Below are 12868 nucleotides of genomic sequence, written 5' to 3'. Positions count from 1 at the left end.
CGGACGGCAGCTCACCCTGGTCCACGGCGGCGCCGGCGGCGGCAGCCTGCTGCGCGGGCTCGCCGCCGGGGACGGCCGCCCGGTCGGCACGGTCGCGCTCGGCGAGCCCACCCCGGCGGCGCTGCGCCGGGCCACGGGGCTGCTCGCCGCGCCGGCCACCGGCGACGAGCTCGCCGTGGCCGCCGACGGCACCGTGCACACCCTCGGCTGGCGGGCCGCCCCGCTGCCCGGCCGGGCGCCGCGCTTCGCCGGGGCCACCGTCCTGGTCACCGGCGGGCTCGGCGGGCTCGGCAGCCGCCTCGCCGTCGCCCTGGCCGCCGCCGGCGCCGTCCCGGTCCTGCTCGACGTGCGTACGCCGGACGACGCGCCGCCCGACGTCCGGCGGATGCTCGCCGTGCTGCGCCGGCGCTGCCCGCGGGCCCGACCGCTCACCGTGGACCTCACCGACCCGGCGGCGGCCCGCGCCACCCTGGCGGGCCTGCGGCCCACCGCGATCGTGCACTGCGCCGGCCGGATCGCCGGCGGCACCGGCGTACGGCTCGGCCCCGCCGACGTCGACGCCCTGGTCGCCGCGAAGGTCGCCACCCTGGAGACGGTGCTCGCGGCGGTCCGCCCCAAGCGGCTGCGGGCGGTGCTCACCTTCGGCTCGCTCACCGCGCACGGGGCGCACCCGGGGCTCGCCGGCTACGCCCTCGCCAACGAACTGCTGCGCCGGGCCACCGCCCGGTACGCCGCCACCCACCCCGCGGTCCGCTGCTGCACCGCCGAGTGGTCGCTCTGGTCCGGTGCCGGGATGGCGCGGCAGGTGGCCCGGGTCGCCGCCCGGCAGCTCGGCATGGTGCCGGTGCCGGTGGCCACCGGGGTCGCCACGGCCACCCGGCTGCTCGCCGCGCTTGTCGACGCCCCGCCCGACGAGGACCTGCCCGACTCGCTGCTCGTCTGCGGCGAGCGCCCCGGCACGCAGGGCGCCTGGTCCGGGCGGCCGGAGGGCGTACCCGGAGTGGACGCCGCCCTGGTCGTACCGGCCGGCGGCGACCTCGACGGGGCGATGCGCGCGGTGGCCGAGGCGGCGGCCGGCGGCGCCGCGCTGACCCCGGACGGTACGGCCGGTCCCGGCGCCCCGTTGCTGGTCCGGGCCACCGTCACCGGCGACGGGGTGGACTGCGTGGTCCGCTCCGGGGCCGACCCGGACGGGCCGGCGCTGCGCACCTCCCGCTACCGGCTGCTGCCCGCCGCCACCTGAGACATCCGGTCCGCCCGCTGCTGAGAGAGGTGAGAACGATGCCCGACGGATATCTGAAACTGCCCGACGACTGGGTACGCGTGATGGTCAGCGTGCCGGCCCCGATCGGCGAGGTGTGGGAGGCGGTCACCGACCCGCGCCGGGTCGCCCAGTGGTTCGGCCACCTGTCCGCGCCCATGGCGACCGGTGCGAGCACCCGGGTGGACTTCGGCGACGGCGACTTCTTCGACATCGAGGTCGACCACGTCGAGCCGCGCGACCGCCTGCTGTTCCGCTGGAGCTTCCTCGGCGTCGGCCCGGAGTGCCAGGTCGGGTGGACGCTGACCGGCGGGGCGGAGGCCACCACGCTGACCGTGGACGACAGCTGCCCCGGCCGACCCGGGTCGGAGGTGGCCCAACTCAAGGCCGGGTGGCTCGACTTCGTCGGCCGGCTGGCCCGCTACCTGGAGACCGGCAAGCCCTCCCGCTACGACTGGCGGCAGGAGATCGACGGCAGCGTGGTGCTGCCGAACGGCTCGTGGCACCCGCTGCGCGAGGAGACGGTGGTGGACTGGCTCCCCATCGCCACCGACGGCGGCGGCCCCGGCTGGTTCTTCGTGGTCGACGAGGAGGGTCCGCGCCGGTTCACCCTGCGCGACTGGCAGCTCGACCGGGAGCGGACGCTCGACTTCGCGGTCGAGATCCCCGGGGCGCGCACGGCCACCGCCTGCCAGGTCCGGACCGAGCCGGGCGAGCGGGGCCGCACGCTCTCCGTCTCGCACCAGGGCTGGCACCGGCTCGGCCTCAGCGACCTCCAGGAACGAACACTGCGGCACCGGTTCGCCGCCACCTGGACGGCCGCGCTCGCGCTGGCCGAGGAGTGCGCCCGGACCCGGCAGGAGCTGCCGTGACGGCCATGGCCCACGACCGCGCCGCGGTCCGGGGCGACCGCACCGAGCCGGCGCACCGGCGCGGCCGGTCGACCGTCCTCCAGCAGCACCGGGACGCGGTCTCCCGGGTGATCCGGGCGATGCGGGACCGGCTCGACGAACCGTGGACCCTGTCCCGGCTGGCCCAGGTGGCGTACCTCAGCCCGTTCCACTTCAGCCGGGTGTTCCGGCTGGTCACCGGCACCCCGCCGGGGCGGTTCCTGTCCGCGCTGCGGATGGCCGAGGCGCGCCGGCTGGTGGTCTCCAGCCGGATGAACGTCACCGACATCTGCACCACGGTCGGCTACAGCAGCCTGGGCACCTTCACCACCCAGTTCACCGAGCAGGTCGGGGTCGGGCCGGGCCGGCTGCGCCGGCTGGACGCCGCGCACGGGGACCGGCCGCTGGAGCACGTGGTCGGCGCGGACGCCGAGCCGGCGGAGGAGGACGAACTGCCCGGGGGCGTGGTCACCGGCACCGTGCAGACCCCCGCCGAGGACGCCCGGCTGGTGCTGCTGGGGCTCTACCCCACCCCGCTGGCCCAGGGGCTCCCCGTCGCCTGCACCAGCGTCACCGGCGACGGCCCGTTCACCGTGACCGGCGCGCCCGAGGGCACCTGGCACCTGCTCGCCTGCGCCCACCCGGAGGCGGTCACCGTCGGCGAGGTGCTGGCCGGCGTCCGCGACCCGGACGTCTGGGTCGGCGTGGCCGACGGGCCCGTGGTGGTCTGCCCGGGCCGGACCACCGGCCCGCTGGCCGTACGGCTCGCTCCGGCCCGCCCCACCGACCCGCCGATCCTCACCGGCCTGCCGGTGCTCCCCCTCGCCGCCCGGTCGTGAGCCCGTCCGCGGTGACCTCCCCTGGTCGGGAGGTCACCGCCTGCGGTGCGGGGTCGGTTCAGGCGCGCGGGGTGGGCGCCGGCCCGCCGACCCGCTGGAAGTCGACGTCGGGGCTGATCGCGCGCACCGTGCCCTCCACGACCAGCAGGGACATCAGCGGGAAGGCGAAGTCGGAGGCGGCGTAGATGCCGTACCGCTGCTGGAGGTCGTACACGCCGTTGCCGAAGACCGACATGTCGAACTCGTGGTCCGGGCCGGCGGTCCGGGCCACCAGCTCCGCCACGTCCCGGACGAAGCCGTCCCGGTCCAGGCCGGCGCCGGCATTCACCGCGCTGGCCAGCACGATCTCCCCGCACCGCCGGCCGTCACCGGCCCCCAGCCGGGCGAAGAACTCGCCGATCGCCGCCCGCACGTCGTCGGGCAGCTGGACGCAGTAGCCGGCGTCGAGGACGACCACCCGCTCGTCCCGGGTCAGGTAGAGGTTGCCCGGGTGCAGGTCGCAGTGGACGAAGCCGGCGCCGAAGAAGAGCCGGTGCACGGCGGCCAGCACCACCTCGGCGAGGTGTGCCCGGACCCGCGGGTCGAGCCGCTCGACGGTACGCCCGTCCAGGTCGGGCACGTACTCGAACACCAGGCAGTTCGACGCCGACCGGTCCCGGTGCAGCCGGGGCACCCGGACCTCCGGCAGCTCCGCCAGCTCGGCGCGGAGCCGCTCGCTGTTCTCCGCCTCCCGGCGGAAGTCGAGCTGGCCGAGGATCGCCGCGCTGAGGTAGCCGACCAGGTCGGCGATGGGCATGCCCTTCATCTTCGGCGCCCGCGCGGCCAGCCGCGCCATCAGCTCGATCAGCCGCAGGTCGGCCCGCATCCGGTCGTCGATGCCGGGCCGCTTCAGCTTCAGCGCCACCACGGTGCCGTCGTCCAGCACCGCCCGGTAGACCGAGGCGATGCTGCCGCTGGCCAGCGGCTCCGCGTCCACCGAACGCAGCACCAGCCGGGGCTGTTCCGCCCGGGCACGGCGCAGCGCCTCGCCGGCCGCCGCGGCGGACATCGGCGGCACCTCGTCGAAGAGGGTGCCGAGCCGGGCACAGAGCGCGGGCGGCAGCGCGTCCCGGCGGGTGCCGGCGATCTGCCCGAACTTGACGAAGGTCGGGCCGAGCCGGTGCAGCGCCCGCACCATGCCCCGGTACCGGCGATCGGCCGCCGCCGCGGGCCCCCGGGTCACCCGGAGCACGAGGGACGCCGGCAGGGTCCGCAGCGCCTCCCCGGACGCCACGGCGACGATGGCCAGCACCCGCAGGAACATCCGCAGCGACATGGTCACTCCTCACTCGAAGGCGAACATCTCCGCCATCTGCCGCAGCCGAGGGCCGGCCGGGGCCCGGCGGATCATCTGCTCCCGGAACCAGCAGGCCACCGGGTTGCTCCACTGCCCGGCCCGGCCGAGCATCCGGGCCTGGCGGGTCAGGCCGTCCGCCCGGCGTCGGCGTGCCGCCTCGTAGCGCGGCAGCGCCCGGGCCACGTCGTGGTCGCGCAGGCAGCGGCCGAGCACCACGGCGTCCTCCAGCGCCTGGCAGGTGCCCTGGCCCAGGTTCGGGGTGCTGGGGTGGGCGGCGTCGCCGACCAGGACCACCCGGCCGGCGCTCCACCGGGGCACCGGCGGCCGGTCGTAGATGTCGGTGACCAGGATGTCCTCGTCCGGAGTGGCGGCCAGCACCTGCGGGATCGGCGCGTGCCAGCCGTCGAACCGGGCCGACCAGACCCGGCGCGGCAGCTCCGCGCCCCACCCCCGGCGCAGCGGCAGGGTGGCGAACCAGTACGCCCGACCCTCCGGCAACGGGAAGAGCCCGAACTGGGCGGCCCGCCCCATGGTGAGCAGGCCCGGCGCGGCGCCCAGGTCGTACCGGGCGATGCCGCGCCAGACCGGATAGCCGGCGTAGCGCAGCGGGTCCGCGCCGCCGCCGAGGAGCTGCCGGCGGATCGCCGACCGGAGCCCGTCCGCGCCGACCAGGAGGTCGCCCTCCTCGGTGCCGCCGTCGGCGAAGGTGGCACGCACCCGGCCGTCCGCCTCGGTCCACCCGACGCAGCGGGCGCCGGTGCGCAGCATCCCGGGGGAGAGCTGGGCGCGCAGCGCCTCCACCAGGTCGGCGCGAAGCAGCGCCAGCCCGCGGCCGCCGAAGCGTTCCGCCATCACCGGCCCCGGCACGTCGTCGAGGATCCGCCCGTCGGCGGCGCGGATCTGGTTGCCGTCGGCCGGGCAGCCGGCCGCCCGGACCGGCTTGTCGGCGCCCACGGCGGCGAGCGCGGACAGCGCGTTCGGCCAGAGGGTGAGGGCCACGCCGGCCGGCCCCTCGTCCGCCGAGCGTTCGAAGACCACCGCGTCCCAGCCCGCGTCCCGCAGGGCCAACGCGGTGGCCAGGCCGGCCGGCCCGCCGCCGACGACGAGCGCCCGTCGAGTCGTCATCTCGCCGCCTTTCCGCCTCATCTGCGGAAACGGTAGAGCGACGTGCCGGTGGGCCGGTTCTCGCCGATTGCTGTTCCGTTTTCGCGGCCGGGAAGACAGCAACAACGGATAAGGGGAAACGGCTGCCCGCGGGCGAGGATCGATGGGTGATCCCGGGTGCCGCGGCGGCCCGGTACGACGAGCGCGCGGCCCGACCCATCAATGCGGAGGTTGCGGTGTCAGCACCTGACAACAAGGCGGTCGTGCGGCAACTCATCGACGCCTGGAACAACGGCGACATCAACGCCCTGATGACCTTCTGGTCCCCGACGATGGTGCACCACGGCCGGGCCGGCACGATCAGCGCCGAGGACACGGCGGCCGAGATGCGGCGGTTCCTCGACGCCTTCCCCGACCTACGCATGGAGCTGCACAGCATCGTCTCCGAGGGCGAGCTGGTGGCGACCCGGATGACCGTGCACGCCACCCACACCGGCGCGTACATGGGCATCCCGCCGACCGGCCGACCGGTGAGCTGCGCCCTGATGGGGCAGCTGCGGATCGTCGACGGCGTCGTGGTCGACCACTGGGGTGTGGCCGACGCGCTCGGCATCCTGGTGCAGATCGGAATGCTGCCGTCCGAACTGTCCAACGCCTTTTCCTGAGCAGCCGGGCAATTTTCGAGGAAACGGAGAGACCGACATGACCGGACACCACCCGGATCTGGCGCAGCGCAAACGCGAGTTCGAGGAGACCGTGCGGAATTTCCGCAAGGCGGTGCTGTTCGACTACGACCTCACCGCCGTGCAGCACGTCCTCGCGCCGGGTTTCGTCGACCATTTCGCCCCGCCCTGGGACCCGCCGAGCCGCGACGGCGTGGCGCACCGGTTCGACCACGCGAATCAGGTGCTCACCACCCGCAAGGTGGAGGTGCTGGTGTCGGTGTGCGAGGGCGACATCCTGGCCCAGGCCATCCTGCTGCACTTCGAGCACACCGGGCCGTTCATGGGCATCCCGGCGACCGGTCGCCGCTTCGAGATCGGCGGGTCCAACACCTTCCGGTTCTCCGACGGCAGGATCGCCGAGCACTGGGGCGTCTTCGACGTCGCGAAGATCCCCGATCTGCTGGCCGGGGAGCCGGGCGCGGCCGGCGGCTGGTCGTCCATGTGGGACCGCGAGGAGATCGGCACCGCCGGCAAGGGCTGACCGACCTCCCGCACCGACGGGCCCCGCCGGCGATCCGGCGGGGCCTCGTCATGGCCACGGCTCGACGCGGCGAAAAGGCGACCCGGGCGGCGTGCGCCCGGGTCGCCTCGCTCCTAGCCGGCCTGCCACCCGCCCGGCGGCGGTGCGGCGGCCCGCTGGAAGACGGCCGCGTACTCGCGGGCGAAGTCGCCCAGTGACCGGGGTTCGGCGCCGGTCAGCCGCCGTACGGCGTCGGTGACCGCCTGGACCCGGCCGGCCGCGATCAGGTCGTTGAAGACCGCCACGTCCTCGGCGTACCACTCCTCGGCGCCGAACTGCCGCAGCATGGCGGCCACCTGCTCGCGCGGCACCGGCACGTGACGCACCGGGACGCCGGTCGCCTCGGCCAGCACCTTCGCCGTGTCGTCGAAGGAGAGCGCCTCCGGACCGGACAGCACCAGGGTCCGGTTGCGCGCCCAGTCGGGACAGTCGGTGAGCACGGCCGCCGCGGCAGCCGCCACGTCCCGCGCGTCGACCATCGCCACCCGGCCGTCCCCGGCCGAGCTGCGGATCGCGCCCCCGGCCACCATCCCGAACAGGTTCTGCATGAAGAACGCCAGTTGCAGCACGGTGTGGTCGACCGCGGAGTCCACCAGCAGCGCGTTCGCGTCGCCCTGCCAGACACCGTGCCGCAGCGGTGACTCCCGTCCGGCGTCCAGCACCGACAGCTTCACCACGTGCCGCACCCCGGCCCGGACCGCCGCGTCGATCGCGTTGCGCTCCTGGGTGAGCTGCCCCCGGCTGGTCGCGGTGAGCACGAAGAGCCGGTCCACCCCGGCCAGCGCGGCGTCCAGCTCGGCCGGCCGGTTCAGGTCGCCGGCGACAAGTTCCGCGGTGTCCCCGAGCTTCTCCCGGGCCCGCTCGACGTCGCGGACCAGGGCCCGGGGCCGGACGCCGGCCGCGGCGAGCAGCCGGACCAGCTCCGACCCGACCCGGCCGGTGGCCCCGGTGACCAGGATCGTGCCGCTCATGCCGACTCCTGGTGGTTCTCGACGGTGACGTCCTTCTCCGGCAGCTCGCCCGTGAGCAGATACCGGGTGGTCAGCTCGTTGACCACCGGGTGCCCGCCGAACGGGAAGAGCTTGTGGCACGCCGTGTCGGCGGCGAGCACCAACCGGCTGTTCTCCGGCAGCAGCTCGCGCAGCCGCCACGCCCCGACCGCCCGGGTGAAGATGTCCGCCTCGGACTGCACCAGCAGGATCGAGCGGGCGGCGTTCCCGGGCCCGACCCCGGTCAGTGGTTCCACGGGGGAGGTCGGCCAGAACGCGCCGGCCTTCACCGAGGCCAGGGTCCGCCCGATGAACGGCAGCTCCTCGCCCACGCTCGCCATGTCGGCCTCGTACCGGTCCAGGTCGCGCGGCCAGCTCGCCTCCCCGCAGAGGATGGCGAGCTGCCCGGCGGGGGTGCTGTCCTGGCGCTGGTTGACCAGCCCCATCAGCTCGCCGACCGCCGGGCCGGGCACCGGCTCGCCGTGCACCGCGGCCTTGAGCACCGAGCCGAGCAGCGGGTACGTGCGATCCGCGGTCAGCATCACCACGGTGAAGAACTCCAGCGCGAACCGGTCCAGCGGCATCGGCAGCCCGGGCACGGCCAGCGGTTCCCGCCCGGCCCGCTCCAGCAGCTCGTCGTAGCGGGACCGGACCGCCGCCGCGGTGTCGCCCAGGCGCAGCTCGCCGTCGCGCGCCGCGGCCCAGCCGCACCAGCGGTTCACCGCCGCCTCGGTGCTGGCCGCGACGTTGAGGAAGAGCCCGCGCCAGGGCCAGTCCGGGCTGAGCACGCTGTCCAGCACCACCCGGTCGGTCCGCTCCCCGAACAGCTGGGTGTAGACCGCGCCCAGGTACGTCCCGTACGACCAGCCGAGGTAGGAGATCTTCTCCTCGCCGAGGGCGGCCCGGACGACGTCCATGTCCCGGGCCACGTTGCGGGTGCTGGCGTGGGGCAGCAGGTCCAGGGCGACGTCGGCGACCTTGGCCGCCACCGTGGACTGGAACCGGATCTCCTCGGTGATGCTCTGCGGCCGGTGGAAGACCCAGAGCCGCTCCTCGGGCGTCCAGTCCACCTCGATGGGGTGGCTGTCGCCGCTGAACCGGTGGTCGAAGGCGACCAGATCGAACCGGTCCAGCACCTCGGCGGGGAGCGCCCCGACGAGCTGCCCGATCAGCGGGATGCCCCGGTTGCCCGGGTCGTCGGGGGCGATCATCAGCACCCCGATCCGCCGCCCGGTGTCGCCGGCGGGCCGGCGGGCCACGGCGATCTCGATGGTGCGCCCGGCGGGATCCCGGTAGTCGAGCGGAACGGTGACCCTGGTGGTCTCCGTCCCCGCCTCGCTCTCGGCCGGCTGCCAGGTCAGCCGCTGCCGGTGGTAGCCGGCCAGGTCGCTGCTCAGAACATCGGCGGACATGTGACGTTCTCCCTTCGTCGCCGCAGCTGGCCGGGTCAGGCCCGGAGCTCGTAGAGGGTGTTGAACGGGCTGGGCTCCAACAGCTTCTCGACGCTGGTGAAGCCGGCCTCCTCGCACAGCCGGTGCAGCAGCGCGGGCGGCAGCCCCATCAGCCCGGCCGGGTCGGCGGCGCCGGTGGCCAGGCCCTGCGGCACGTGCTGGAGGGTGCTGATCGCGTAGAGCATGCTGCTCACCGGCCCGGCGTCGGCCAACGGCACGTCCTCGCCGTTGGTGGCCAGCAGCAGGAACACGCCGTGCGACTGGAGGGAGCCGCGGATCCGGCGCAGCAGCGCGGCCGGGTCCGGCGCCTCGTGCAGCACGTCGATCGCGAGCACTAGCGCCAGCCCGTCGCCGAGGTCCTCGGCCGGGTCGGCGGTGCTGAACCGGATCCGGTCCGCCACGCCGGCCGCCGCCGCCTCGGCGCGGGCCCGGCGGACGTTGATCTCGACCGGGTCGTACCCGACGAGTTCCAGCTTCGGGAACGCCTGGGCGAGCAGGATCAGCGCCCGGCCGTCGCCGCAGTGCACCTGCGCCACCCGCCCACCGACGCTGAGCTGCTCGGTGAGCCCGTCCACGGCGACCACCCACTGCGGGACGAGCACCTTGCCGAGCCGGTTGGCGTCCTTGTGCCAGACGGTCTCGAACAGCTCCGCCGGGTACTCCTCCGGGTGCAGCCCGGAGCCGGTGCGGAAGCCCTCGATCACGCCGTCGAGCACGGCCGACAGGGCGGGCATCAGCCGCGCCATGTCGCCCATGTAGAACGGCCCGTTCTCGTCGCCGAGGGCGGCGGCCGGGCCGGGCGGCAGGGCGTACCGGCCCTCGGCGTCCCGGGTGAGGTAGCCGGCGCTCGCCAGGGCGAGCGCCCACTCGCGGACGTACCGCTCGTGGTTGCCGGTGCGGCGGGCGAGTTCCCCGGCGGTGGCCGGCCCGGAGCGGGCCAGGTCGGCGAAGAGGCCGAGCCGGCTGCCGAGGGCGCACATGACGACCACGCCGGCTGCCGACACGTCGGCGACGAAGCGCTGCATGAAGGCCATGAGCGCGGACATGTCCAACTGCCCCGGCGGACCGGCCGGCTGCTGGGCTTCGGAGGTCAGGGTGGACTGGTTCATTGTGATCACCTCGGAGGGGACGGGGCTCGTGGCCGGTCGGTCGGTGCGGGCGGGGTCACCAGTGCACGGGGATCTCGCCCGGGGTCCGGAACGCGGGCACCGGCAGCCACCGGAGCTGGTCCTCGGGCACCGCCAGCCGCAGGCTCGGGAAGTCCCGGGCCAGGCCGGCGAGCAGCGCGGTCAACTCCATCCGGCCGACCGGGGCGCCGAGGCAGTGGTGGATGCCCTGGGCGAAGGTCAGGTGCGGGTTGCGCCGCCGCGCCAGGTCGATCCGGTCCGCGTCGGGGAAGACGGCCTCGTCGAAGTTGGCGGCGTTGAACGAGGGGATCACCGGGTCGCCGGCCGGGATGGTCACGCCGGACAGCTCCACGTCCGCCACGGCGATCCGCACCGAGCCGAGGCCGCCGCCGGCGGACTGGGAGTGCCTGAGCAGCTCCTCGACGGCGGTCGGCACCAGCTCCGGTTCCGCGTGCAGCGCCGGCAGCCGGGCCGGGTCGCGCAGCAGGTTGAGCACCAGGTGCACGATCTCCGCGGTGACCGGCTGGTCGCCCGCGCCGATCAGGTCGAAGACCAGCGCGACAAGTTCGTGGTCGGCGAGCTGGTCGTCGCCGGTCGGGGCCACCAGGTCACTGAGGGCGTCCTCGGCCGGTTCCCTGCGCCGGCTGCCGATCAGCGTGGCCAGGTAGCGCTGGAGCCCGCCCATCGCCGCCATCTGCTCGTCCGGCGGGACGGCCCCGAAACTGAACGCGGTACGGATCCACCCGGCGAAGGGCCCGTACTCGTCGTCCGGCACGCCGAGCACGGTGGCGACCACGGCCAGCGGCAGCGGCCGGGCCACCGTGGCGAGCAGGTCGGCCGGCTGGTCGGCCGCCGCCAGCCGGTCCAGGTGGGCGGCGACGACCCGGTCGACCCGGGGCCGCAGCCGTGCCAGCCGGGCCGGGTCGAAGGCCCGGGCGGCGAGCCGGCGGACCCGGGTGTGGTCCGGCGGGTCGAGGTAGAACAGCGACGGCAGCGGCGGGATGGGGGCGAGCTTCGGCGCGTCCGGGCCGGTCAGCGCGCGGCGGCTGAACCGCTCGTCGCCGAGCACGGTGAGCACGTCGGCGTGCCGGGTGACCAGCCAGGCCCGGTCACCGGTGGGCAGGACGACCTGGGTCACCGGTTCCTCGGCCCGGAGCCGGGCGTACTGCGGCGGCGGCAGGCACGGATCGTCCTGGTGGAACGGGAAGGTGGCGTGGCGCGTGCCGGTGGCGTCGGACTGGGTGCTCATGCTGCGGCCTCCATGGTCGGATCGGTTTCTGGCCCCGCCGGATCACCAGGTGACCGGCAACGCCCGCAGACCCCGGACGAATCCCTCCGTGCTCCAGGCCAGCTCCGCCTCCGGTACGGCGAGTGCCAGCTCGGGGAACCGGTCGAGCAGCCGCCCCACCAGCTCCTGGAGTTCGATCCGGGCGAGCTGCGAGCCCAGACAGGCGTGGATGCCGTGGCCGAAGGCGAGGTGCAGGTTCGACTCCCGGTCGAAGTCCAGCTCCTCGGGGTGGTCGAAGGCCCGGGGGTCGTGGTTGGCGACCGAGGAGAACGGGAAGACCGTTTCCCCGGCCCGGATCAGCACGTCGCCGAGCTGCACGTCCTCGGTGGCCACGCGGGGGAAGACGCCGTGCGCGGTCTGCACCGGGATGTAGCGGAGCAGCTCTTCCACGGCGGCGGGCACCACCTCCGGGCGCTTGCGCAGCTCGGCCAGCTCGTCGGGATGGGTCAGCAGCGTGTAGACCAGGTTGCCGACCTGCTTCTCCGCGGTCTCGTGCCCGACCACCAGCAGGGTCACCCCGAGGAAGACCAGCTCGTCCTCGCTGAGCCGGTCGGTGCCGTCGCGCGCCGCCACCAGCTCGCTGAGCAGGTCGTCGGTGGGGCGTACCCGGCGCTCGGCGACCAGCCCGGCGATGTAGCGGGAGAGATGGCCGAGCGCCTCGGCGGTCTCCGCCCGGGTCCGGGTGAAGATCGACATGGCGGTCTCGGACCAGGCGTCGAACTGCGCCCGGTCCTCCTCCGGCACCCCGAGGATCAGGCAGATCACCCGGAGCGGCAGCCGCGCGCCCACCAGGGACATCAGGTCCGCCGGGGAGCCGGCCCGCTCGACATCGTCCAGCAGCAGGTCGACGTGCCGGCCGATCTCTGGCCGCAGCTCCTCGACCCGCCGCTGGGAGAACGGCTTCGCCACCAGCCGGCGGATCCGGGTGTGGTCGGGCGGGTCCATGCTGAGCAGGGACACCTGCGTCATCGGCTGGGGGAACATCCGGGGCAGGTCGGCACCGAGGATCCGAGCCCGGCTGAACCGGCGGTCGGCCAGCACCGTCCGGTTCGCCGCGTGGTCCAGCACCAGCCAGGCCTCGCCGCCGTACGGGAGGGTCACCCGGGAGACCGGCCGCTCGTGCAGGAGCTGCCGGTAGCGCTGGTCGATGGTGAGGCCGACGTCCCGGGTGAACGGGTACGCGGGGGCCGAATCGTCACTGCTCACGAGGCCACCTGCCGTTCCGGCGCGATGCGGGCGGGGACACCGCCTTCGAGATCAGCGGCGTACGGCCACGCTATGCGGCGGCGACGGCGGGAGGCTTCCTCCACCTTGCTCCGGCGGGCAGGGCCCGCCGGC

12 protein-coding genes are annotated in these 12868 nt (G+C 74.9%); 5 read left to right on the top strand and 7 right to left on the bottom strand.

Annotated elements, in window-relative coordinates; genetic code table 11:
- The 3 genes from ACW0Q9_RS13265 to ACW0Q9_RS13255 all read left to right on the top strand — a co-directional run.
- Positions 1–1243 (top strand): KR domain-containing protein (locus ACW0Q9_RS13265; RefSeq protein WP_456181053.1); only part of this gene is annotated, 1243 nt, incomplete at its 5' end.
- A 38-nt stretch (positions 1244–1281) separates the two neighbouring features.
- Positions 1282–2133, top strand: a complete 852-nt coding sequence (locus ACW0Q9_RS13260; RefSeq protein WP_456181051.1) for an SRPBCC family protein — start codon at positions 1282–1284, stop codon at positions 2131–2133.
- A gap of 5 nt (positions 2134–2138) precedes the next feature.
- Positions 2139–2990: a helix-turn-helix domain-containing protein gene (locus ACW0Q9_RS13255; protein ID WP_456181057.1), complete on the top strand. Its 852-nt coding sequence runs from the start codon at positions 2139–2141 to the stop codon at positions 2988–2990.
- 58 nt (positions 2991–3048) lie between these two features.
- Here the strand turns inward: ACW0Q9_RS13255 and ACW0Q9_RS13250 are convergent, their stop codons facing one another.
- Both ACW0Q9_RS13250 and ACW0Q9_RS13245 read right to left on the bottom strand, forming a co-directional pair.
- Complete coding sequence (locus ACW0Q9_RS13250; protein WP_456181049.1) at positions 3049–4305, bottom strand: ABC1 kinase family protein; 1257 nt, start codon at positions 4303–4305, stop codon at positions 3049–3051.
- 9 nt (positions 4306–4314) lie between these two features.
- On the bottom strand, positions 4315–5451 hold the full coding sequence (locus ACW0Q9_RS13245; RefSeq protein ID WP_456181047.1) for an FAD-dependent monooxygenase: 1137 nt from the start codon (positions 5449–5451) through the stop codon (positions 4315–4317).
- A 215-nt stretch (positions 5452–5666) separates the two neighbouring features.
- Between ACW0Q9_RS13245 and ACW0Q9_RS13240 the strand changes: the two genes are divergently transcribed.
- Together ACW0Q9_RS13240 and ACW0Q9_RS13235 are read left to right on the top strand one after the other, a co-directional pair.
- The gene (locus tag ACW0Q9_RS13240) at positions 5667–6095 is read left to right on the top strand and encodes an ester cyclase (RefSeq protein ID WP_456181045.1); all 429 of its coding nucleotides are present in this window, start codon (positions 5667–5669) and stop codon (positions 6093–6095) included.
- Between the two features lie 37 nt (positions 6096–6132).
- Positions 6133–6636: an ester cyclase gene (locus ACW0Q9_RS13235; protein ID WP_107077128.1), complete on the top strand. Its 504-nt coding sequence runs from the start codon at positions 6133–6135 to the stop codon at positions 6634–6636.
- A gap of 113 nt (positions 6637–6749) precedes the next feature.
- Here the strand turns inward: ACW0Q9_RS13235 and ACW0Q9_RS13230 are convergent, their stop codons facing one another.
- From ACW0Q9_RS13230 to ACW0Q9_RS13210, 5 genes are read right to left on the bottom strand one after another with little or no spacing between them, the layout of a single operon-like run.
- A complete protein-coding gene (locus ACW0Q9_RS13230) occupies positions 6750–7646 on the bottom strand; it encodes an SDR family oxidoreductase (RefSeq protein ID WP_456181043.1) in 897 nt (298 codons plus the stop codon).
- Complete coding sequence (locus ACW0Q9_RS13225) at positions 7643–9076, bottom strand: alpha/beta fold hydrolase (protein WP_456181041.1); 1434 nt, start codon at positions 9074–9076, stop codon at positions 7643–7645. The genes ACW0Q9_RS13230 and ACW0Q9_RS13225 overlap by 4 nt, the downstream gene beginning before the upstream one ends.
- A gap of 35 nt (positions 9077–9111) precedes the next feature.
- On the bottom strand, positions 9112–10224 hold the full coding sequence (locus tag ACW0Q9_RS13220; RefSeq protein ID WP_456181039.1) for a class I SAM-dependent methyltransferase: 1113 nt from the start codon (positions 10222–10224) through the stop codon (positions 9112–9114).
- 55 nt (positions 10225–10279) lie between these two features.
- Complete coding sequence (locus tag ACW0Q9_RS13215) at positions 10280–11491, bottom strand: cytochrome P450 (protein WP_456181037.1); 1212 nt, start codon at positions 11489–11491, stop codon at positions 10280–10282.
- 42 nt (positions 11492–11533) lie between these two features.
- Positions 11534–12736, bottom strand: a complete 1203-nt coding sequence (locus tag ACW0Q9_RS13210) for a cytochrome P450 (RefSeq protein WP_456181035.1) — start codon at positions 12734–12736, stop codon at positions 11534–11536.
- Between the last annotated feature and the right edge of the window lie 132 nt (positions 12737–12868).

Source organism: Micromonospora sp. I033 (assembly GCF_053890995.1).
The sequence above is the reverse complement of the archived record's forward strand: the minus strand, read 5'-3'. Positions and strand labels throughout refer to the sequence as shown.

Coding starts and splice junctions, on each gene's coding strand:
- ACW0Q9_RS13235 (WP_107077128.1), top strand. CDS start 6,133: ATGACCGGACACCACCCGGATCTGGCGCAGCGCAAACGCGAGTTCGAG.
- ACW0Q9_RS13230 (WP_456181043.1), bottom strand. CDS start 7,646: ATGAGCGGCACGATCCTGGTCACCGGGGCCACCGGCCGGGTCGGGTCG.
- ACW0Q9_RS13220 (WP_456181039.1), bottom strand. CDS start 10,224: ATGAACCAGTCCACCCTGACCTCCGAAGCCCAGCAGCCGGCCGGTCCG.
- ACW0Q9_RS13245 (WP_456181047.1), bottom strand. CDS start 5,451: ATGACGACTCGACGGGCGCTCGTCGTCGGCGGCGGGCCGGCCGGCCTG.
- ACW0Q9_RS13225 (WP_456181041.1), bottom strand. CDS start 9,076: ATGTCCGCCGATGTTCTGAGCAGCGACCTGGCCGGCTACCACCGGCAG.
- ACW0Q9_RS13250 (WP_456181049.1), bottom strand. CDS start 4,305: ATGTCGCTGCGGATGTTCCTGCGGGTGCTGGCCATCGTCGCCGTGGCG.
- ACW0Q9_RS13255 (WP_456181057.1), top strand. CDS start 2,139: ATGGCCCACGACCGCGCCGCGGTCCGGGGCGACCGCACCGAGCCGGCG.
- ACW0Q9_RS13215 (WP_456181037.1), bottom strand. CDS start 11,491: ATGAGCACCCAGTCCGACGCCACCGGCACGCGCCACGCCACCTTCCCG.
- ACW0Q9_RS13260 (WP_456181051.1), top strand. CDS start 1,282: ATGCCCGACGGATATCTGAAACTGCCCGACGACTGGGTACGCGTGATG.